General features: G+C 72.2%; 19 protein-coding genes, 1 tRNA gene and 2 pseudogenes. 13 read left to right on the top strand and 9 right to left on the bottom strand.

Translation table 11 applies throughout. The features are described 5' to 3' along the window. Positions 1 to 190: 190 nt before the first annotated feature. Positions 191 to 364, bottom strand: coding sequence for a hypothetical protein (locus tag AB0I60_RS30055; RefSeq protein ID WP_360735579.1), 174 nt, complete (start codon positions 362 to 364; stop codon positions 191 to 193). Positions 365 to 424: 60 nt separating this feature from the next. Here AB0I60_RS30055 and AB0I60_RS30050 point away from each other — a divergent pair, with 60 nt between their 5' ends. The 3 genes from AB0I60_RS30050 to AB0I60_RS30040 all read left to right on the top strand — a co-directional run bounded on the left by AB0I60_RS30050 (position 425) and on the right by AB0I60_RS30040 (position 2348). Then, positions 425 to 961, top strand: coding sequence for a hypothetical protein (locus tag AB0I60_RS30050; RefSeq protein ID WP_360735577.1), 537 nt, complete (start codon positions 425 to 427; stop codon positions 959 to 961). 178 nt (positions 962 to 1139) lie between these two features. Further along, positions 1140 to 1484: a hypothetical protein gene (locus tag AB0I60_RS30045; RefSeq protein ID WP_360735575.1), complete on the top strand. Its 345-nt coding sequence runs from the start codon at positions 1140 to 1142 to the stop codon at positions 1482 to 1484. A gap of 468 nt (positions 1485 to 1952) precedes the next feature. Beyond that, complete coding sequence (locus AB0I60_RS30040; protein ID WP_360735573.1) at positions 1953 to 2348, top strand: peptidase inhibitor family I36 protein; 396 nt, start codon at positions 1953 to 1955, stop codon at positions 2346 to 2348. 422 nt (positions 2349 to 2770) lie between these two features. Here AB0I60_RS30040 and AB0I60_RS30035 read toward each other — a convergent pair. Beyond that, positions 2771 to 2842 (bottom strand) — tRNA-Arg (locus AB0I60_RS30035). A 65-nt stretch (positions 2843 to 2907) separates the two neighbouring features. On the opposite strand from AB0I60_RS30035, the gene AB0I60_RS30030 reads away from it, so the two are divergent. Both AB0I60_RS30030 and AB0I60_RS30025 read left to right on the top strand, forming a co-directional pair. Further along, entirely contained in the window at positions 2908 to 4500 is a 1593-nt protein-coding gene (locus AB0I60_RS30030) for an SDR family NAD(P)-dependent oxidoreductase (RefSeq protein ID WP_360735570.1), read from the top strand. Between the two features lie 43 nt (positions 4501 to 4543). Next, positions 4544 to 5452 (top strand): cation diffusion facilitator family transporter, encoded by a 909-nt coding sequence (locus tag AB0I60_RS30025; protein ID WP_360735568.1) that lies wholly within the window; start codon positions 4544 to 4546, stop codon positions 5450 to 5452. Here the strand turns inward: AB0I60_RS30025 and AB0I60_RS30020 are convergent. After that, positions 5401 to 6171, bottom strand: coding sequence for a helix-turn-helix domain-containing protein (locus tag AB0I60_RS30020; protein WP_360735566.1), 771 nt, complete (start codon positions 6169 to 6171; stop codon positions 5401 to 5403). The two genes, AB0I60_RS30025 and AB0I60_RS30020, sit on opposite strands and share 52 nt — an antisense overlap. Positions 6172 to 6235: 64 nt before the next feature. Between AB0I60_RS30020 and AB0I60_RS30015 the strand changes: the two genes are divergently transcribed. Beyond that, entirely contained in the window at positions 6236 to 6796 is a 561-nt protein-coding gene (locus AB0I60_RS30015; RefSeq protein ID WP_360735564.1) for a TIGR03086 family metal-binding protein, read from the top strand. Here the strand turns inward: AB0I60_RS30015 and AB0I60_RS30010 are convergent. Beyond that, entirely contained in the window at positions 6793 to 11055 is a 4263-nt protein-coding gene (locus tag AB0I60_RS30010) for a GH92 family glycosyl hydrolase (RefSeq protein WP_360735562.1), read from the bottom strand. The genes AB0I60_RS30015 and AB0I60_RS30010 overlap by 4 nt on opposite strands. A 133-nt stretch (positions 11056 to 11188) precedes the next feature. Between AB0I60_RS30010 and AB0I60_RS30005 the strand changes: the two genes are divergently transcribed. After that, complete coding sequence (locus tag AB0I60_RS30005) at positions 11189 to 12376, top strand: ROK family protein (RefSeq protein WP_360735560.1); 1188 nt, start codon at positions 11189 to 11191, stop codon at positions 12374 to 12376. A gap of 430 nt (positions 12377 to 12806) precedes the next feature. On the opposite strand, the pseudogene AB0I60_RS30000 reads toward AB0I60_RS30005, so the two are convergent. Both AB0I60_RS30000 and AB0I60_RS29995 read right to left on the bottom strand, forming a co-directional pair. Next, positions 12807 to 13493 (bottom strand): annotated as a pseudogene (locus tag AB0I60_RS30000) (endonuclease); the annotation flags it as partial. A gap of 72 nt (positions 13494 to 13565) precedes the next feature. Then, positions 13566 to 13937: pseudogene (locus AB0I60_RS29995) on the bottom strand (DUF6359 domain-containing protein); the annotation flags it as partial. 400 nt (positions 13938 to 14337) lie between these two features. On the opposite strand from AB0I60_RS29995, the gene AB0I60_RS29990 reads away from it, so the two are divergent. Then, positions 14338 to 14718 carry a hypothetical protein gene (locus tag AB0I60_RS29990; protein ID WP_360735558.1) on the top strand — a complete coding sequence of 127 codons (381 nt, stop codon included), beginning with the start codon at positions 14338 to 14340 and terminating at the stop codon, positions 14716 to 14718. Next, positions 14711 to 15127, top strand: a complete 417-nt coding sequence (locus tag AB0I60_RS29985) for a hypothetical protein (protein WP_360735556.1) — start codon at positions 14711 to 14713, stop codon at positions 15125 to 15127. Before AB0I60_RS29990 ends, AB0I60_RS29985 begins: the two co-directional genes overlap by 8 nt. Before the next feature lie 2 nt (positions 15128 to 15129). On the opposite strand, the gene AB0I60_RS29980 is transcribed toward AB0I60_RS29985, so the two are convergent. Together AB0I60_RS29980 and AB0I60_RS29975 are read right to left on the bottom strand one after the other, a co-directional pair. After that, the gene (locus AB0I60_RS29980) at positions 15130 to 15474 is read right to left on the bottom strand and encodes a hypothetical protein (RefSeq protein WP_360735554.1); all 345 of its coding nucleotides are present in this window, start codon (positions 15472 to 15474) and stop codon (positions 15130 to 15132) included. Positions 15475 to 15532: 58 nt separating this feature from the next. Further along, positions 15533 to 16021 carry a MarR family transcriptional regulator gene (locus AB0I60_RS29975; protein WP_360735552.1) on the bottom strand — a complete coding sequence of 163 codons (489 nt, stop codon included), beginning with the start codon at positions 16019 to 16021 and terminating at the stop codon, positions 15533 to 15535. A 66-nt stretch (positions 16022 to 16087) separates the two neighbouring features. On the opposite strand from AB0I60_RS29975, the gene AB0I60_RS29970 reads away from it, so the two are divergent. Genes AB0I60_RS29970 through AB0I60_RS29955 form a run of 4 tightly spaced genes read left to right on the top strand, consistent with a single transcriptional unit; the run spans position 16088 to position 19027 of the window. Further along, positions 16088 to 17008: an EamA family transporter gene (locus AB0I60_RS29970; RefSeq protein ID WP_360735550.1), complete on the top strand. Its 921-nt coding sequence runs from the start codon at positions 16088 to 16090 to the stop codon at positions 17006 to 17008. Further along, complete coding sequence (locus AB0I60_RS29965; RefSeq protein WP_360735548.1) at positions 16932 to 17540, top strand: NAD(P)H-binding protein; 609 nt, start codon at positions 16932 to 16934, stop codon at positions 17538 to 17540. The genes AB0I60_RS29970 and AB0I60_RS29965 overlap by 77 nt, the downstream gene beginning before the upstream one ends. 57 nt (positions 17541 to 17597) lie before the next feature. Then, complete coding sequence (locus AB0I60_RS29960; protein ID WP_360735546.1) at positions 17598 to 18191, top strand: RNA polymerase sigma factor; 594 nt, start codon at positions 17598 to 17600, stop codon at positions 18189 to 18191. Next, positions 18188 to 19027 (top strand): hypothetical protein, encoded by an 840-nt coding sequence (locus AB0I60_RS29955; protein WP_360735544.1) that lies wholly within the window; start codon positions 18188 to 18190, stop codon positions 19025 to 19027. Before AB0I60_RS29960 ends, AB0I60_RS29955 begins: the two co-directional genes overlap by 4 nt. Positions 19028 to 19043: 16 nt before the next feature. On the opposite strand, the gene AB0I60_RS29950 is transcribed toward AB0I60_RS29955, so the two are convergent. Continuing rightward, positions 19044 to 19499: an Lrp/AsnC family transcriptional regulator gene (locus tag AB0I60_RS29950; RefSeq protein ID WP_360735542.1), complete on the bottom strand. Its 456-nt coding sequence runs from the start codon at positions 19497 to 19499 to the stop codon at positions 19044 to 19046. Between the last annotated feature and the right edge of the window lie 2 nt (positions 19500 to 19501).

Raw genomic sequence — 19501 nt, 5'->3', positions numbered from 1 at the left:
ACCTCCCCTACGGCACCGCCTGGGTCTACTACGGCGAGGGCAACGGCCAACTCACCCGCCCGGTCCTGATCGCGGACGGCTTCAGCGCCGGCCCCAGCGACCTCGCCCTCACCTGGGAACTCCTGGAGCACGGCCCGTTCCCGCTGCTGAGCGAGTTCCGCCGCCGGGGCCGCGACCTCGTCCTGATCGGCTACCACGAGCGCAGCGCGTCGATCCTGCAGAACGCCGAAGCGGCGATGGCCGCCGTCATCGAGGCGATCGACCGCCGCGTCGGCGACCACCCGCTGACCGTCGGCGGCTTCAGCATGGGGGCCTGGTCACCCGCTACGCCCTCGCCAAGCTGGAGACCGACGGCATCGAGCACCAAGCGCAGCTCTACTTCTCCTACGACAGCCCCCACAACGGCGCCTGCATCCCCATCGCGTTGGAGGAGGTCGGCAACTGGCCCCAGGCGAGGGAAACCCGGCTGATCGCCCTCGCCAACGGCCCGGAGACCGGAGCGGGCAACGGCATCCACCCCGGGGTCGACGCCCTCACCGGCCGGGGAGCCACCGTCGCCGGCACGGTGCTGCGCACCCAGTCCGAAGGCGAGGACCAGGTCGTCGCAAACCTGAGGGTCCTCACCACCCCGACCCGCGAGGTCCACACGAACGGACTGCCCGACATCGACGGGGCACCCGGCGGCACCCTCGACGGCTTCGGCATCCTCGCCGACCGGCTGAACAAGCTGAAGCTGCTGGGATCCGGGGTCGACAACCCCGTTCGCGGCCACTGCTTCGTCCCGGCCGTGAGCGCCGTCGCGCTGCGGGAGCCGGACACCCACGACAACCTCTACACCCCGATCGGCGAGGAGGAGCTGGAGGAGACGCCCTTCCACGCCGTGAAGCTGTCCTCGCAGAGCGACACGCACACCCTGGTCACCGAGGAACTCGCCACCTGGTTCCTGGACCAACTGCCCTGAGCCCCCCGTCCCGCCGTCGGACCAGGTCGAAGTCAGTGACCTCGGTCCGGCGCGGGCGACCGGGCGGGCGGACGGAATCCAGGAAGAACCGGGACGAGCGTCAGCTCAAGCAGCGCGACCGGGGCACGACCCGCCCAACCCCAGCCCGCCCGAGCTGACGGCCCTGCTGCACCGCCACATGCGGGCCTACGGCACCGCCCCGGACGGCAGGCTGTTCCGCAGCGAGCGCAACGACGAGCTGCCCAAGCCGACGATCCTGCGCGCCTGGCACAAGGCGAGGGAGAGAGCGCTGCCGCCCGAGCCGGCGGCAACCGACCTGGCCGCCTCGCCCTACGACCTGCGCCACGCAGGCATCTCGCCGTGGCTCAGCTTCGGCGTGCCGCCGAAGCAGGTCGCCGAGAGGGCCGGACACGGTCTGGAGGTGCTGTTCCGGATCTACGCCCACGTGCTCAGCGGCTCCAACGACGCTATCCGTGCGCTGGTCGAGAAGGGGCTTCAAGGCGATTCGAGCGACACAGAGTGACTCCCTTCCTGCGTCCACGCACCCCTCTCAGCGGTGAGCCGCGCGCCGGTCATGCACAGTTCTACCGACTCGCTCCTTCAGTGCCCGAGCCTCGGCAGTGGACCAGGGACACTCACCGCACCTGCCGATGTGGGTTGATCCAACTCCTGGAGATGAGCATTCGACACTGATCGGCAACGTGTGATGACTCGATCTTGCCATGACTGTTCACGCCTACGTCCGCCGACGTCGGCAATTCATCACCGCAGGTCAAGGGCGCGGACCAAACTCATTCGGAAGTGTACAGAGCCTATCACTTCGTGCTTGCCGCGACAGAAGCACTGCTCCCCGTACGGGTTCTCTTATGTTCCCATCGAAGTCACCGCCGATCTTTGCCTGGACGTCTGCCAGATTCTTCACGTACGGTCGCCACTGGGCGTGGAATTATCACGCTTGTAGGTTTTTGATCGAATGAGCGAGGAGACAAAGGTGAAGTTCAAAGGGTTGACCGTGGCATTCGTCACCATGGCTGCACTCGGCACTTCCTTCGCCAGCGCCCAGGCCACCGTTGCAAGCGGCCACGCTGTCGACGTTCAGGTGGCACCGAAGCCCAACTGCGCAAAGAACCATGTCTGCTTCTGGACCAAAACGAAGTTCAACGGCACCAAGACCTCCGAAGAGGCCGACAGCGAGTGCACCACTCTGACCGAGACGGCACGATCGGCGCAGAATGCGTTGAAGGAAGGGACGTTGTACCTGTTCAGCGACACCAAGTGCAAGAACCTGCGTGAAACCCTCGACGAGGGTCAATCGGACGACGACACCGGAACGGTGAACTCCTGGAGGACGGACATCAGCCTTCCCAACCCTGGACTCACCCGGTAGAACCGACTCTTGCCCCGCGCCTGCCGTTCAGGGATGAGATGACCAAGTAAGTGCTGCAGACATCTCGAATCCATGTGACACGGGCACCGGCAGGACCGGCTGCCTCCAGGCGGAGATCCATACTGAAGTTCTGCCCGACGTCCAGGTCGTCCAGTGAACTTCACACTGGACGACCTGGTGCGTGTCGGTGGATGAACACCGACTCAGCATTCATCAGCAGTGTCCCATTCGTGATCGCTTCAGTGACGTGACTGAGGTCACTGCCAATGGGCCCTGATTGCCCTCTTGATCAAGTTCGAGGGAATCTCGTCGGCACACCATCGGCACAGACACCCGTAAACGGCCGGTTTTGGCCGGACACAGCCGGACAAACGCAGAAGGCCCGTGACCATGTCTGCTGGTCACGGGCCTTCTACCTGGGGTGCCCCCGGCAGGATTCGAACCTGCGCACCCGCCTCCGGAGGGCGGTGCTCTATCCCCTGAGCTACGGGGGCCGCAGCTACGGGCAGAAGCTTAGCAGGGCTGTCGGGATGGCTTCACACCCCCTACCCTCCGAGGGGTGGGAGCTGCTCGGGAACGGTTGGTTCAGGGGGTTGACCTGCGGATTCGCGTGGTCGAGGAGGGGGTCGAAGAAGGACCGGTCGTCGTCCTCGTGCACGGGTTCCCCGACACGCTGCGGGTGTGGCACGGCGTTGCCGCGCGGTTGGGGCGGCGGTTCCGGGTGGTTCGGGTGGACCTGCCGGGAGCCGGCGGGTCGGAGCGGCCGGCGGATCGGAGCGGGTTCCTCATCGAGCGGGTCGTGCGGGAGTTGGTGGTCGTCGTCCGCGAGATCGGGCAGCCGGTCCACCTCGTCGGGCACGACTGGGGGTCGGTGATCGGGTGGTCCGCCGTCGCGGCGGAGCCCTCCGCGTTCCTGTCCTTCACCTCGCTCTCCGGGCCGGACCTGGGGCACGTCCGGGACTGGGTGGCCCGGCACCGGTGGCGCCCCCTGGCCGTGCTGAACCTCGTCCGCAAGTCCTGGTACATCGGCGGGTTCCTGCTCCCCCGCGTGCCCGAGCTGCTGTGGCGCGTCCCCGGTGTGCGGCGGCGGATGGGGGCCGGGCGGCGGGAGCTGGTCAACGGGCTGGAGCTGTACCGCGCCAACATCGGACGTGGCGCCGTGCCCCGGAAGGTCTCCGTGCCGGTGCACCAGATCGCGCTGGCGCACGACCCGTACGTGTCGCGCCGGCACCTGGAGGCCGCCGAACCGTGGGTGGCGGACCTGAAGCGCACCACGCTGTTCACCGGGCACTGGGCGCCCCGCACCCACCCGGGCCAGGTGGCCCGGGTGGTCGAGGACTTCATCGACGGGCGGGAACGGCGGCGGGTGGTCGTCGTCACGGGGGCGGGTGGCGGGATCGGGCGGGCGACGGCGTTGCGGTTCGCGCGCGGGGGTGCGCTGGTCGTCGCCTTGGACGTCGACCTCGCGGCTGCCCGGCGCACCGCCGAGGAGGCGGGCGGGCACGCCTACGAGCTGGACGTCGCCGACAGCACCGCGACGAGGAACGTCGCGCGGACGGTGGTCGAGCGGCACGGGGTGCCGGACGTGGTGGTGGCGAACGCGGGCGTCGGGCTGGCGGGCGCGTTCCTGGACACCTCCGAGGAGGACTGGCGGAAGGTCGTGGACGTCAACCTCTGGGGCGTCGTGCACACGCTGCGCGCCTTCACCCCGTACCTGGTCGAGCGCGCGCAGGGCGGCCACCTCGTGGTCACGTCCTCGGCGGCCGGGTACTTCCCCACCCCGGCGCTGCCCGCGTACTCGGCGACCAAGGCCGCCGTGCTGATGCTGGCGCAGTGCCTGGTGGCCGAGCTGGAGCCGCACGGGATCGGGGTCAGCGCGATCTGCCCCGGCGTGGTCGACACCGGCATCGCGGGGTCCACCCGGTTCGCGGGCGCGGACCCCGAGGAGCAGGCGGCCCGGCAGCGGCGGGCCGCGCGGGCCTACCGGCTGCGGAACTTCGGGCCCGACAAGGTCGCCGAGCAGGTGGTCCACGCCGTGGAACGCAACCTCGCGGTGGTCCCGGTGACGCCCGAGGCGAAGTTCGCGCACGTCGCGGGCCGCATCTCACCCAGGGTGGCACGCCTGCTGGGACGGGCGGTCAAACCCACCTGATCTACCGGTTGCACCCATGCGCATGTGACTATATGTTTCAACCATGGGTCACGGACACGGCCACGGAGTGTCATCGGGGAGCGCGAAGCACCTCGGTCGCCTGTGGGTCGCCTTCGCCATCGGGGCGGCCTTCATGGTCGTCGAGTTCGTCGTGGGCTTCACGACGCGATCGCTCGCGCTCATCTCCGACGCCGCTCACATGCTCACCGACGTCCTGGGCATCGGGATGGCCCTCACCGCCATCGTCCTGGCTCGCCGCGCGTCCTTCAAGGGAAGTCGCACGTTCGGGCTCTACCGGGCCGAGGTGCTGGCGGCCCTGGCGAACGCGGTGCTGCTGTTCGGCGTGGCCGGGTACGTCGTGGTGGAGGCCGTCGGCCGCTTCGGGGACCCGCCGGAGGTGCCGGGCCTGCCGGTGGTGCTGGCGGCGGCGGCCGGGCTGGTCGCCAACGTCGTCTCGTTCTTCATGCTCCGCGAGGGCGCGAAGGACAGCATCAACGTGCGCGGCGCGTACCTGGAGGTGCTGGCCGACCTCATCGGCTCGGTCGGCGTGCTGGTCAGCGGCGCGGTGACGCTGCTGTTCGGCTGGCGCTACGCCGACCCGGTGATGGGTGTCGCCATCGGCCTGTTCGTGCTCCCCCGCACCTGGAAGCTCGCGGCGGGCGCGCTGCGCATCCTCTTCCAGCACGCCCCGGAGCGCCTGGACGTCGAGGCGATGCAGGCCGAGCTGAGCCGGCTGCCGGGCGTCGAGGAGGCGCACGACCTGCACGTCTGGACGCTCACCTCGGGCATGGAGGTCGCGTCGGCGCACCTCACCACGTGCGCGGACGCCGACCCGGCGCGGGTGCTCGAAGCGGCGCAGACGCTGCTCGCCGAGCAGTACCACATCGAGCACGCCACGCTTCAGGTCGAGCCGGGCGCGTCCGCCGAGCGCTGCCGCGAGATCTCCTGGTGATACCGGGCGGCGTGGCCGGTCGGGGTCTCGCCGAACATCGCGGTGAAGTCGCGGACGAAGTGCGCCTGGTCGGCGTACCCGAGGTCGGCGGCGAGCGCGGCCCAGTCGACCCGCGCGCCGGCGGCCATCCGCTGGGTCACCTCGTGCAGCCGGTAGCGCCGGATCACCCACTTGGGCCCGATGCCGACGTGCTCGGCGAACAGCCGCTGCAACTGCCGGGGGCTGCGCCCGGTCTCCTCGGCCAGTTGGGACACCCTGGTGATGCCGGGCCGGGCGACGATCCGGTCGACCAGCTCCGACGCCAGCTCGGCCGCCGGGTCGGGGTCGGGCAGGCACGCCCGCAGCATCTCCTCCACGGCGGGCACGCCCGGTTCCGGGACGTCCGGGAACACCGAAGGCACGGTCCGGTCCGTGATCGTGCGCACGGGTGCGCCGAGGAACGCGCGGAAGCGGCCGGGCCGGAACGCCACGCCGAACACGTGCCCCTCGCCGTCGAGCTCCTGGAAGACGTGCCCGCTGGACACGCCGGTCACCAGGGCCCGCCCGCCCCGGAAGGTCAGGTGCACGTTCGGGTAGGGCACGATCAGCTGCCGGTACGGCCGGTCGTAGGACCAGTGCACGACCCAGTACCGCGCGACGAACGGCGCGAGGTCCGGCGAGGGCAGCGGGAACTCGTGCCGCTGGTGCCGGCGCCAGTCCAGCTCACGCTCGTCCCGCACGTCGACCAGGGTATGTCGCGTTTGTTCAATACACCGCCGGGGCCCGGCTCGTAGCGTGCCGCGCATGAACACCGAACGGCTGGTGGCACGCGCTGCGGCACCCCTCCTGGAGATCATCGACGACATCACGCCCGACCGGCTCGACGCGCCGACGCCGTGCGCCGAGTACGACGTCCGCCGGCTCGTCGGGCACCTGCTGTTCTGGGGCCCGTCCCTGGAAGCCGCCGCGCGCAAGGAGGTCGTCACGCCGGAGGGCGGGGAGGCCGACGTCGACCTGACCGACTGGCAGCCCCGGCTGCGGGCCCAGTTGGAGCGCACGGCGGCGGCGTGGGGTGCGCCCGGGGCGTGGCAGGGGACGACGCGGCTGGGCTCGCCCGACGAGATGCCGGCGGCGGTGATCGGCGGGATGACCGTGGGCGAGGTCGTGGTGCACGGGTGGGACCTGGCCACCGCCGTGGGCCGCACCCCGACCTGGGACGACGAGGTGCTCTCGTTCGTGCACGCGGACCTGGTCGGCAGCGCGCCGATCGCCCGGGACATGGGGCTGTTCGGCCCCGAGGTGCCGGTACCGGCCGACGCCCCGCTGCTGGACCGGCTGCTGGGGCTGACCGGCCGCAAGCCCTAGAACTCCGCGCACTGGCCGACCTTCGGCCCGTGCACGTCGTTCGCCCACCCGTTGTCCACCGGTGGCGGGTCGCTGGTCACGCAGGACAGCGGCCCGCGCACGGTGTTCGCGGCGACGGTCGTGCCGCCCCTGTTGGCCGCCAGGGTCACCGGGCCGTCCACGGTGGTGTGCTCCAGGGCGACTTCGCCGGTCGTGCCGGTGATCGTGACGAGGCCGCCGACCGCGCTGTCCACCACCACGACGGCCGCCGCTCCGGTGGCCGACAGCGGGCCCTGGAGGGTGCCTCCGTAGACGTGCAGGGACGCGCCCGCCTCCACCACGACGGGACCGGCGACCGTGCCGCCGTCCACGCAGGTGGTCCCGCGCACCCGCAACGGTCCCCGGTGCTCGTCGGTGATGGTCGTCGTGCACGTCGCGGGCGGTGCGGCCAGCAGTTCGACCTCGGCGAGCGTCACCACCGCCGGGAACTCCAGGCGGTAGTGCCGGTAGTGGCCCGGCTCGGCGATCTTGAACGCCCGGGTCTGCTGCCGGTGCGGGAAGGTCACGTCGTGCCGTTCGTCCACTGTGGACCACGACGATCCGTCGTACGAGCCCTTGAGCACCCACGAGGACGGGTCGCCCGTGCCCTTGCCCGACGTCAGCGTGTAGAACGCGGCCTTCTCCTTCACGTCCGGGCGGTCGACCCGGAGCCACGACACGCTCGCCGACGTCCGGGACGTGTCGTCCACCAGCGGTCCCGCCGCCGATGACCCGGTCACCACCGACGACGACGTGACGTCGCGCACCGGCCGGGGCGGCTCGGTGCCGGTGGTGGGTGACGGTGGCACGGCGTCCGCCCCAGTGGCCCACCTCGACGGCCCGGGGCCCATCTCGAAGTCGAGCGTCCCGCCGTGCGCGATCTCGGCGTGCGGCAGGTACGCCTTGTCCCACACCTTCCCGTTGACCTTCAGCGATTGCACGTAGACGTTGCGCGCACTGTTCCCGGGGGCGTTGACGACCAGCTTGCGGCCGTTCTCCAGGTTCACCGTGGCCTTGGTGAACAGCGGTGAGCCGATGGCGTACCGCGCGTCACCCATCTGCAACGGGTAGAACCCGAGGGCGCTGAACAGGTACCACGCCGACTGCTCGCCGTTGTCCTCGTCGCCGGGGTAGCCCTGGCCGATCTCGCTGCCCACGTAGAGGCGGGACAGGATCTCGCGGACCTTCTCCTGCGCCTTCCACGGCTGCCCGGCGTAGTCGTACATGTAGGCGATGTGGTGCGAGACCTGGTTGCTGTGCCCGAGCTGCCCCATCCGCACGTCCCGCGCCTCGGTCATCTCGTGGATGACGCCGCCGTACGAGCCGGGGAACTTCGCGGTCTCGGGCAGCGCGAAGAAGGCGTCGAGCTTCCCGGCGAGCGCCTCCCGGCCGCCGTGCAGGTTGGCCAGGCCCTGGCCGTCGTGCGGCACGGAGAACGCCATGTTCCAGCCGTCGGTCTCGGTGTAGTCGTAGCCCCAGACGCGCGGGTCGTAGTCGGCGGTCGGCACGCGCCAGGTCCCGTCCGGCTTGCGGCCCTGGAAGAACCCCGTGCTCGCGTCGAGCACGTGCACGTAGTTCTGCGCCCGGCCGGCGAAGTACTCGTGCTGCTCAAGGTACTCCGGGTCACCGGTCCGCTCGTGCAGCGCCTTGGCCATCGTGGCGATGCCGTGGTCGTTCACGTACCCCTCGATCGCCCACGACATGCCCTCGTCGGTCGCGGTCGACGTGTAGCCGGTGAACACCGAGGTCTCCAGGCCCTTGCGGCCGACGCCGGCGCTCGGTGGCGCGACGGTCGCGTTCTTCACCGCCGCGTCGAAGGCCGCCTTCGCGTCGAAGTTCGCCACGCCCTTGACGAACGCGTCCGCGAAGGCCACGTCCGAGCTGGTGCCGGTCATCAGGTTGGCGTAGCCGGGCGAGGACCAGCGGGAGATCCAACCGCCGTCCCGGTACTGCTGGACGAACCCGTCCGCCAGCTCCCCGGCCTTCGTGGGGGTGAAGAAGCTGTACGCGGGCCAGGTGGTGCGGTAGGTGTCCCAGAACCCGTTGTTCACGAAGATCTTGCCGGGCACGACCTTCGCTCCGGTCCGGGTCGGCGTGGACGGCCCTGCCGGCTGCACGGGCGAGGCGTACCGGTAGTCCGGTGCGTCCGCCGTGCCGGTGTTCTCGTAGCCGGAGTTCGGGTACAGGTAGAGGCGGTAGAGGTTGGAGTAGACGGTGGTGAGCTGGTCCTCGGTCGCGCCTTCGACCTCGACGACCCGCAGGACGTCGTCCCACGCCCGCTGCGCGCGGTCCCGGACCGTGTCGAAGGTGTCCGAAGTGGACACTTCGAGTTCGAGGTTGCGCCGCGCCTGGTCGACGCCCAGCAGCGAGGTGGCGATCCGCAGGGTGACCACCTTGTCGGCGGACGTGTCGAACCGGAGGTAGCCCGCGACGGCGTCACGGCCCGCGCCGGTCAGCCTGCCGCCCGCCATTACCGGCCGGTCCACCACGCCGTAGACGAACATCCGGGTCGCGCCGGCCGACAGGCCGCTCTTGACGTCGGAGAACCCGCTGACCACGCCGGTCGCCGGGTCCAGCACCAGGCCGCCGCTGTTGTTGACGTTGTCGAACACCAGGTTCGACGTGTCGTCGGTGAAGGTGAAGCGGAACACGGCGGCGTGGTCGGTGGGCGCGATCTCCGCGCGCATCCCGTTCTCGAACTGCACGCCGTAGTAGTGGGCCCGCGCGATCTCGTTCTCGTGGCGGAAGGGCAGCGCGCGCCGGGCGCGGTCGGCCGTGGGCGTGCCGGTCGTCGGCATGACCTGGAACGTCTGCCGGTCCCCCATCCACGGGCTGGGCTCGTGGCTCGCGGTGAACGCCTGGAGGGTCGGCACGTTGTCCCGGTTGTTGGCCTTCGCGTACTCGTAGAGCCAACTGGTGGATCCGGCGTTGGTCATCGGCGACCAGAAGGTGAACCCGTGCGGCACGGCGGTGGCCGGGAAGGTGTTGCCCCGCGAGAAGCTGCCGCTGGAGTTGGTGCCCCGGGTGGTCAGCACGCGGTCGGTCGGCCGCACGCGCTCGACCGCCTCGGGCGCGGCCTTCACCGCGATGTCGTCGATCCAGCCGTTGAACGACGCGGGCCCGGACGGGTTGTCGTAGGCCACCAGCACCCGCTTGACGACCTTGCCGGCGGCCACCGCGCCGATCACCGACGCGACCCGGTTCCACTGGTTGGTGTACAGCGACTTCGCCGCGCCCTGGCCGCGCGGCGACAGCTCGAACCCGTGCTGGTCGACGGCTCCCAGGTCGCTGAGGTACGTGCCGTCGGCGAACGCGAGGTCGACCGCGACGAACGTGCTCGGGTAGCTCAGGTCGTCGGTGACGAATGAGGGGAACACCAGGTAGGACAGCTCGGTCGTGGCGGTCACCGGGATGTCGACCTCGAACACCTTGTTGTACGAGTAGCCGCGCCCGGTGGCGACGTGCGTTCCCCGGTACCGCAGCGCTTTGAGGCCGGTGAACCCCGCGCCCGCCTTCGCGTTGTACCCGCCGGTGGCCCCCTTGCCCGCCGTCGTGCGCATGGTGCGCGCGGGCGGGGTCGAGGAGCCGTCGGAGAACTGCACCTCGGCCAGTTGCAGGAGGTCCACGCCACCCGCGTTCGCGGAGATGTCGACCTGGTAGTACCGGAACGCCGTGGTGTTCGCGGTTTCGTAGAGCTTGGTCCGGTGCCGCGACTCGAACACCTCGCCGGAGCGCGTGTCGAGGGTGGTCCACGCGGTGCCGTCCGTTGAGCCGCGCAGCACCCAGTCCCTCGGGTCGCGCTCGGGGGCGTCGTCGGCCGAGGTCAGCGCGTACCGGCGGACGGCGACCGGCTCGGCGAAGGTGAACCGCACCCAGCCCGTCGGCGTGAAGGTCAGCCACTTGGATCCCGGGCTGCCGTCGACCAGGTTCTCCTTCACCTCGCCCGCAGCGGTGTTCTCCGCGTTGGCGGCGACGTCCGCGACCAGGTCGGTGACGTCGCCGGGCAGGCCGGTCGAGTCCGAGCCGTCGACGCCGTGCGCCCGGGGCTTCCCGCTCGGGTCGACCTCGACGGCGCTGGTCCACGTCGGCCGGGGTTGCCCGTCCTCGAACGAGGTGGCGAACAGCGTCCCGCCCACGGCGGCCTCCCCTGGTGCGGCGGCGGCAAACGACCAGCCTCCCACGCCCGCCGCGACCACCGCAGCGGTCAACGGGATGACCAGGGATGACCGCAGGAAGCCCATCGCGCACGCCCCTCGCCTCGGCCGGCCGGCTCACCGCCAGCGAAACCGCCGGCTGACATCGTTGTCAAGACCGGTCGGGCGACTTGTCCGCAAGCCTGTCCGCTCGGTGCGCCACCCGATCTAGACTCACCCGATGGTCCGGAAGTCGCCCCAGGTGGGCACCCCTGCGGGGATGCGCGTGCTGAACCAACGCGCCGTGCTCGACCGGCTGCGCCGGGGCGGGCCCGCCACCCGGCCGCAGATCGCCAAGGACACCGGACTGTCCAAGCCGACGGTGGGCCAGGCGCTGCTCGACCTGGAGCAGCACGGGCTGGTGCGCCCGATCGGCCGCACCACGTCCGGGCCGGGCCGGTCGGCGATGGTCTACGAGCCGAACCCGGCGGCGGGCCACGTGCTGGGCATCGACATCGGCCGGCAGCGCATCCGGGTCGCGGTGGCGGACCTGGCCGGGGCGGTGATCGCGCGGGTGGACGAGCGCAACCGCTGCCGGTCGGCGGGTTCGCTGGTGCGCACGGTCCGCGAACTGGCCGAGCGGACGGTGTCCGACGCCGGCCTGTCCATGGCCGACCTGGTGGTGAAGGTGGTCGGCACGCCCGGCGTCCCCGACCCGCGCGGGCGGGCGCTGGCCCACGCGCCGAACCTGCCCGGCTGGGAGCGCCGGGGCCTGCTGGACGACCTGGAGGCCGAGCTGGGCCCCGACCTGCTGGTGGAGAACGACGCCAACCTGGCGGCGGTCGGCGAGCGGGCGTACGGCGCGGCGCGCGACGTCGACGTGTTCGTGTGCGTCATGGTTGGCACGGGCATCGGCATGGGGATCGTGGTGGACGGCCGGTTGTTCCGGGGCGCGCACGGGGCGGCGGGCGAGATCGGCTACCTGCCGTGGGCCGCACCGTCCGAAGTGGACGACCACGGTCGGGGCCGGCTGGAAGCGGCGGCGGCGGCGGAGTCCGTGGTGGCGATGGCGAAGCTGCACGGCATCACCTCGGCGAGGTCGGCGCGCGACGTGTTCGTGCTCGCCAAGACCGGGGACGAGCGGGCGCTGCGGGTGGTGCGCGACGAGGCCGAGCGGCTGGCGTTCGTGGTGGCGTCGGTGGCGGCCGTGATCGACCCGGAGCTGGTCGTGCTGGGCGGCGGCATCGGCGGGAACACCGAGCTGCTGCGGGAGCCGATGGCGGCGGCACTGGCCCGGATGACCCCGCTCGCGCCCCGGATCGCGGCCGGCGAGCTGGGGGACGGCGCGGTGCTCAGCGGCGCGATCGCCATGGGCCTGCGGTCGGCCCGCGACCTCGTCTTCGACCGCCGCAGCCCGGTCACTCTCTGACGGTAGTCGAGTGGTTCTCACCTGGTAATTCACTCAAACGTACTAGGTGCGAACCGGCGTTGATTGGCATAGCGTTACCGCACCTCCTCCTGGAGGGTGTGTGTCCTTCCGTAGTTGCCAGGGGAGTCGGGAGGGGAGTACGGGGGACGTGGTCCCCTTCCGGCCGTACACGGGGCAGGTGCCGCGCCCGTAACACACCTGCCCCGTGTAGCAACTGCCCCGGCGGACGCGCCCGGCGCGCGACCTCCCGCCGCTCCGCCCGCTGCCGGCTTCGCCGTCGATCCGAGCGCGCTCATCGGGACCGGTCGAGCACCTGGTTGCCGGCGACCCGAACGCCCCCGACGAGCGCGGCACACTCTGCGTAGACCTCCCCGGCGGCGGCCGTCTCGATAGGAGGGACGGCGGCCACCCGGCGTAGCGCTCCGGGTGGTCAGCCCCAGATCGACGCAGCCCACTCCGGGTGGTCGATGAACGGGTTCCGGTTGTGCTGGAAGCTGTCGAAGATCACCTGGTTGCGGCGCTTCTCGAACGCGTCCGGCGGGTCCTGCGCGTGCCACTGCAGCAGTACCGACAACCGGCCCATGTAAGGCGCGGAACCGTTGCCGACGTTGTTGTTCAGCTCCAAGTTGACGTAGCCGTCGCCGCCCTCGTAGCGCACAGCCATGTAGAACAGCATCCGCGCCACGTCGCCCTTGACCGCGTTGCGCGGCTCCCACGAGTCGGAGTCGGTGAGGTTGCCGGGCGCCTCGGCCGCCGGCGAGCCGCCGAGGTCGAAGTCCTTGTTGCCCCGGTCGGCGTTGACCGACACGTCCTCGGGGCGCAGGTGGTGCAGGTCGGTGCCGGGCCCGGTGGTCGTGCCGAAGTCGCCGTGCGACTTGGCCCAGACGTGCTCGCGGTTCCAGTCGTTGCCGTTGCCGCCGTTGGTGGACTTGCTCTGCGAGCGCCCGCTGTAGAGCAGGACGACGTTCGCGGGGTTGGCCGGGTCCTCGTCGGTGGCCTTGAGGGCGTTCCAGACCTGGTCGTAGGAGAGCTTGTCGTTGGTCCGGATGATCTGGTTCAGCGCGGTCTTCAGCGCGGGCCCGGTCTTGCCGGCAGCCGCCCGGTAGTAGTCGTCACCGGGGGCTCCGGTGGTCGGGGCGGTGGTGGTCGTGCCGGTGGGGCCGGTGCCGGCCGGCGCGAACGCCGTGGGCGAGGTGAGGCCGGGGTGCGCGAAGTAGGCCGAGAGCCGCCCGGTCACGTCGATCCGCGAGCCGAGCAGGCCGGGGTTGGTGCGCAGGCCCCACGCGGCCCGGAACGACGAGGTGACCTGCACGTAGAGCAGCCGCGCGGGGTCGGTCTGCCCCGGCGCGTCGGCCAGGGCCAGGGCGTGGTCGGACGGGAAGCCCGAGGTGACCACGGTGGAGGTCGCGGTCGGCTGGCCGACGACGTACCCCCGCACGGTGGCGGACGCGCCGGCCTGCTGCCCGACCGCCTGGGCGACCGTGATCGGCGCGGCACCGACGGCGGTGGGGATCAGCAGGGTGGCGGTGAGGGTGGCGGTGACGGCCGTGGCGGCGACCACGCCGGCCACGCGCCAGGAGAACGTGCGCACGGTGGGTGTCCTCTCCCCGAATGCGGCGCGCCGCAGGGTGACAGCGCGCGCCAGAGGGCCTGACAGTGCGTGGTCAGCGGTGCCGACCACTCCGGCAGGATCGCACGAAAGTGGCCACGATCGAGTGAATCGGCACCGACGTCGAGATGGCCGCTCGGTGCGCCCGGCCACCGCGCGGGGGACACCGGACCCCGACACCGCGCCGAACGCTGCACCGGGCACCGCGTCCGGGCACGGGGCACGTCCGAGCCGGCGGGCCCCGCGCGGGTTCGGGAGCGCGCAGCGGACGGCGCGGGGTCGGCCGCCGGCGACCGGGCCGGCGGGCGGCGGCTAGTGTCCCGGAGGACATGCCGTGGGAGGGCTCGGTTCGATGATCGACTCGTTGGCCGTGGGGCTGACCGTGCTGGCGCTCGTCGCCGCCGCCTGGTCGCTGCTGCTCGCGGTGCTGGACAAGCCGTTGACGCTGGAGACCAAGCTCACGCTGGGCGTCGCCGGGCTCGTGGTGCTGCTCGAACTCGGGCTGCTGGTGCAGGCCGTGGTCGGGATCGTGCGGCTGGTCGGGCTGGACCGGGAGATCTCCGGGGCCACGTTCGTCGGCTACCTGCTCGGGCCGGTGCTGGTGCTGCCGCTGGCCGGCTTCTGGTCGATCGCGGAGCGGTCCCGGTGGGGCGCGGCGGTGCTGGTCGTCGGCTGCCTGAGCGTGCCGGTGATGATCGTGCGGCTGCACCAGGTCTGGCAGGGCCATGCCTGACGCCGCGCCCAACGCGACCCGGTCCGGTCCGGGCCGGCTGCTGATCGCCGTCTACGGGATCTTCGCGCTCGCCGCGACGGCGCGCTCCGGCGTGCAGATCGCCACGCGCTTCGGCGACGCACCCGTCGCCTACCTGCTGTCGGCGCTGGCCGCCGTGGTCTACCTGCTGGCGACCGTGACGCTGGCGGTCGGCAGCCGGGGGTCGCGCAGGGTGGCGTTCGGGTCGTGCGCGGTGGAGTTGGGCGGGGTGCTGGTGGTGGGCGCGGTGAGCCTGCTCGTGCCGTCGTGGTTCCCGGAGGCCACGGTGTGGTCGGGCTTCGGCGTCGGCTACGGCTTCGTCCCGCTCGTGCTGCCGGTGCTGGGCCTGCTCTGGCTGCGCCGCACCCGCCCCGCCGCGCAGCCCGCCTGACCTCAGCCCGGGATCGGGAGCAGCCGGTAGGAGAGCGCGGAGGTGCTGGGCACCTCGTCGTAAACGTAGGTGGGGTGGGTGGCGCAGGTCGCGTCCGAGTAGAGCGCCGGCGCGGTGCCGTCGCCGTAGCCCCGGGCCGCCGAGCGCGCCGGGCTGAAGCCCAGGCTGCTCACCCGGTGGCAGCCGTAGTCGGCCGGCAGCACGGCTTTCGTCCCGCCGAAGCCCTCCCCGGAGAACAGGCAGTAGCCGTCCTCCTGGCAGTGCGGGCCGACCGCCGCGCCGGCCGGTGCCGCGCCGAGCAGGCCGCTCGCGAGCACGACCGCGCCGATGACCGCTGTCCGCTTCATGGTGTCCCCCCGGAGTCGACTGCTCCCACCATGCCGGCCGGCGCGCGGGGCCGGGAGGTCATTCGGCCAGGGATTCCAGGACGGTCCGGAGGGTCGCCGCCAACCGCTCGCGCTCGGCCGGGTCGAGGGCGGCCAGCAGGCGCTGCTCGGTGGCCAGGTGGTCGGGCAGGGTGCGGTCGACCAGCGCCAGGCCCTCGTCGGTCAGCGCCACCACGACGCCCCGGCCGTCGACCGGGCTCGGCAGCCGGGTCACCAGGCCGCGCGCTTCGAGGCGGTCGAGGCGCTGGGTGACCGCGCCGGAGGTGATCATGGACGACCGCATCAGCTCGGTCGGGGTGAGCCGGTGCGGCGGGTCGCTGCGGCGCAGGGTGGCCAGGACGTCGAAGGACGGCCGGTCCAGGCCGTGCCGGGCGAAGGTGGCGCGCAGCTCGGCGTCGACCAGTCGGGTGAGCCGGGACAGCCGGCCGATCACCGCCATGGGCGACACGTCGAGGTCGGGGCGCTGCGTGTGCCACTGGCGCAGCACCAGGTCAACGTGGTCTCCCATGCGAACTACCTTAGCGGTGAGGCAAATCACCGACCAACTAGCTTAGCGATGAGCTAATTTGACTTAGTGCTAAGCAATCGGCTCGTCACCGCGCTCGGTCCGGCCATCTGGGGCACCACCTACTACGTCACCACCGAGTACCTGCCGCCGGACCGCCCGCTGCTGGCGAGCCTGCTGCGGTCGCTGCCCGCCGGGCTGCTGCTCGTGGCCGTCGTCCGGCGGCTGCCCACCGGCGACTGGTGGTGGCGGTCGCTCGTGCTGGGCGCGCTGAACATCGGCGCGTTCCTGCCGCTGCTGTTCCTGGCCGCCTACCGGCTGCCCGGCGGGGTGGCCGCCACCGTCGGCGCGGTCCAGCCGCTGGTCGTGGCCGGGCTCGCGGCGGGCTTCCTCGGCCGGCGGGTCACCCTGCGGGTCGGGTTGGCCGCCGTCGCCGGGATCTTCGGCGTGAGCCTGCTCGTGCTGCGGGCGAACGCCCAGCTCGACGCGCTGGGCATCGCGGCGGCGCTGGGCGGCGCGGTGGTGATGGCGGTCGGGACCGTGCTGGGCAAGCGGTGGGTGTCCCCCGCGCCGCTGCTGGCCACCACCGGGTGGCAGCTCGTCGCGGGCGGGCTGCTCCTGCTGCCGCTCACCTTCGCCGTCGAGGGCCCGCCGCCCGAGCTGTCCGCGCGCAACCTGGCCGGGTACGCGTACCTGGCCCTCGTCGGCGCGGCGCTGTCCTACAGCCTGTGGTTCCGGGGCGTGAAGCTGCTCGCGGCCACCGAGGTGACGTTCCTCGGCCTGCTCAGCCCGGTGGTCGCCACGGCGGTCGGGTGGTCGGTGCTCGGCCAGGACCTGACGGTGGCGCAGCTCTGCGGTGCCGTGATCGTGCTCGCCGCGCTCGTCGCGGCACAGACCAGGGGGAGGAAGAACGATGAGGATCACCGTGTTCGGGGCGGCCGGTGGCGTCGGCAGCCGGGTGGTGGCCGAGGCGTCGCGGCGCGGCCATGACGTCGTCGCGGTCTCGCGGAAGGCGCGCGCCGGGTTCCAGGTCGGCGACGCGCGGGTGCCTGCGGACGTGACCCGGCTCGGCACCGGGCAGGACGTCGTGATCAGCGCGACCCGGCCGGTCGACGGGCAGGAGCGCGAGCTGGCCGTCGCGGCGAAGGCGCTGCTGGAGGGCGTCCGGCCGACCGGGGCGCGGCTGCTGCTGGTCGGCGGGGCGAGCAGCCTCGTGCGGCCGGACGGCGTGCTGGTGCAGGACGCGCCGGACTTCCCGGCGTCCCTGCGGCCGATCGCCCTGGCCTGCACCGCCCAGCTCGACGCGGTCCGCGAGGAGGTCGCCGTGGACTGGGCGTACCTGAGCCCGCCGGTCGTGCTCGAACCGGGCACCCGGACCGGCGCGTACCGACTCGGCCGCGACGACCTCGTGGTGGACGGAGATGGCAACTCCTCGGTGTCGCTGGAAGACCTGGCGGTGGCGCTGCTGGACGAGGTCGAGCGCCCCCGGCACCACCGGGTCCGCTTCACCGTCGGCTACTGACCGCCGGGCGCGGCACACTGGGGGCAACACAGGTCCTGCGGGCGGACACGAACAGGCATGAGGACCGAAGACGACCGCGCGCTGTGGGCCCGCGCGGCGGAGGGCAGCGGTGCCGCGTTCGGCGAGCTGTTCGACCGGCACGCCAAGGCGGTGTACAACCACTGCTTCCGGCTCACGGCGTCGTGGTCCTCCGCCGAGGACCACCTCCAGGCCACGTTCCTGCTGGCGTGGCGCAAGCGGGCCGGGTTCCGGCTGGAACGCGAGTCGGCGCTGCCGTGGCTGCTCACCGTGGCCACCAACGTGGTGCGCACCGAGCGGCGCTCGTTCGCCCGCCGGCTGCGGCTGCTCGACCGGGTGCCGGCCGAACCCCCCGTCCCCGACCACGCCGACCAGGTCGCCGGCCGGGTCGACGACCAGCGGCGGATGGCCGCGCTGCTGGCGGCCGTCGGGCGCCTGCCGCGCGGTGAGCGGGAAGCCCTGGCGCTGTGCGTCTGGTCGGGCGTCTCCTACCCCGACGCCGCCGCCGTGCTGGGCATCGCGGAAGGCAGCGTGCGGGCCCGGGTCAGCCGGGCCAGGTCCCGACTGGCGGCGCTGCTCGGCACGCGCTCCGAGGCCGTCCCGTTCACCCCCATCGTCGTGGAGGACCGATGAACACCGCACCGCCCGCCGCCCGCGACCTCCCGCCCGGCCGGCACGCCGCGATCCGGGCCGAGGTCGAGCGCGCCACCACCGCACGCCGACCGTTCCGGCACGCGCCGGTGGTGACCGCCGCCGCCGTGGTGGCCCTGGCCGTCGTGCTGCCGCTCGCGCCGTGGCCGGGGCGCGACGCCGTCGACCCGGCGGCCGGTGCGCCGACGGCCTCGCTGGCCGACCTGGCGCCACACCGCGTCAAGGAGGTCGAGGCCGGCTGCGCGGAGTCCGCCATGACGAGCCGGTCGGCCAAGCTCTACCAGTACCGGGAGGACGTGGCCGGCAAGTACGCGATCCTCTACACCTCTGACGCCGCCGGGTCCGACACCTTCGGCTACCTGCTGCCGTGCGCGGTGGACGACCGGTTCGCGCCGTTCAACAGCGCCAAGCTCACCATGACGGCCCTCGGCTGGCTGCCCGGCCACTTCTCGCTGGACCACACCGAGGGTCGCGGCGGCGCGGACTCGCCGGGCGGGGAGGGGTCGCCGGCCTGGCGGGTGGCGGTGGGCCGGGTCGACGCCGAGGTGGCCAGGGTGACCTACACCTACGAGGGCACGACGGTCGAGGCGACCGTCACCGACGGCACCTACCTGGCGCGCATCGTCTACCCGGACGGGCACCTCCCCTACAGCGGCCCGGCCGGCGAAGTCCGCGCGTACGACCGGAACGGCCGGTTCCTCGGCACCAGCGCGGACCTCGGCCGGCAGTGCTACCTCCGGCCCGACGGCGCGGTCGTGTACGGCGGCCAGTTCTCGTCGGACCGGGCGACGTGCGTGCCCGCCACGCCGTGGCCGTAGGTCACGCAGCCGTGGGTCACGCCGGGGGCCGCCCGCCGATCCCGCGATAGGGCAGGGTCTGGCTGTAGACGATGTTCGTGGTGGTGCTGCCGAACGCCGTCAGCTCGCCGATCAGGTCCTCCAGGTGCGCCATCGACCCGGCGGCGACCTTGAGCGTGTAGCAGTCCTCGCCCGTGGTGCGCAGGCACTCCAGGAACTCCGGCCGTTCGGCGAGCAACGCGCGCAGCGGCTCGTGCCGGTTGCCGGGGTACTTGAGGCGCACCACGGCGAGCACGCCGTACCCGACCTTGTCGAGGTCGACGGTGGCGCTGTAGCCGGTGATGATCCCGGTCTGCTCCAAGCGCTTGACGCGTTCCGCCGTGGCCGACGCGCCGAGGTTGACCCGGCGGCCCAGCTCGGTCAGCGCGACCCGGCCGTCCCGTTGCAGCTCCGCCAGGATCGCCCAGTCCGTCGCGTCGAGGGTCTCGGCCATCC

Source organism: Actinosynnema sp. NPDC050436 (assembly GCF_040655415.1).
Lineage (GTDB): Bacteria > Actinomycetota > Actinomycetes > Mycobacteriales > Pseudonocardiaceae > Actinosynnema.
The sequence above is the reverse complement of the archived record's forward strand: the minus strand, read 5'-3'. Positions and strand labels throughout refer to the sequence as shown.

Excerpts from the sequence above, each read along its gene's own strand:
- AB0I60_RS30045 (WP_360735575.1), top strand. The coding sequence starts at position 1,140 with ATGCGGGCCTACGGCACCGCCCCGGACGGCAGGCTGTTCCGCAGCGAG.
- AB0I60_RS30025 (WP_360735568.1), top strand. The coding sequence starts at position 4,544 with ATGGGTCACGGACACGGCCACGGAGTGTCATCGGGGAGCGCGAAGCAC.
- AB0I60_RS30015 (WP_360735564.1), top strand. The coding sequence starts at position 6,236 with ATGAACACCGAACGGCTGGTGGCACGCGCTGCGGCACCCCTCCTGGAG.
- AB0I60_RS30010 (WP_360735562.1), bottom strand. The coding sequence starts at position 11,055 with ATGGGCTTCCTGCGGTCATCCCTGGTCATCCCGTTGACCGCTGCGGTG.
- AB0I60_RS30005 (WP_360735560.1), top strand. The coding sequence starts at position 11,189 with ATGGTCCGGAAGTCGCCCCAGGTGGGCACCCCTGCGGGGATGCGCGTG.
- AB0I60_RS29990 (WP_360735558.1), top strand. The coding sequence starts at position 14,338 with ATGATCGACTCGTTGGCCGTGGGGCTGACCGTGCTGGCGCTCGTCGCC.
- AB0I60_RS29985 (WP_360735556.1), top strand. The coding sequence starts at position 14,711 with ATGCCTGACGCCGCGCCCAACGCGACCCGGTCCGGTCCGGGCCGGCTG.
- AB0I60_RS29980 (WP_360735554.1), bottom strand. The coding sequence starts at position 15,474 with ATGAAGCGGACAGCGGTCATCGGCGCGGTCGTGCTCGCGAGCGGCCTG.
- AB0I60_RS29975 (WP_360735552.1), bottom strand. The coding sequence starts at position 16,021 with ATGGGAGACCACGTTGACCTGGTGCTGCGCCAGTGGCACACGCAGCGC.
- AB0I60_RS29965 (WP_360735548.1), top strand. The coding sequence starts at position 16,932 with ATGAGGATCACCGTGTTCGGGGCGGCCGGTGGCGTCGGCAGCCGGGTG.
- AB0I60_RS29960 (WP_360735546.1), top strand. The coding sequence starts at position 17,598 with ATGAGGACCGAAGACGACCGCGCGCTGTGGGCCCGCGCGGCGGAGGGC.
- AB0I60_RS29955 (WP_360735544.1), top strand. The coding sequence starts at position 18,188 with ATGAACACCGCACCGCCCGCCGCCCGCGACCTCCCGCCCGGCCGGCAC.
- AB0I60_RS29950 (WP_360735542.1), bottom strand. The coding sequence starts at position 19,499 with ATGGCCGAGACCCTCGACGCGACGGACTGGGCGATCCTGGCGGAGCTG.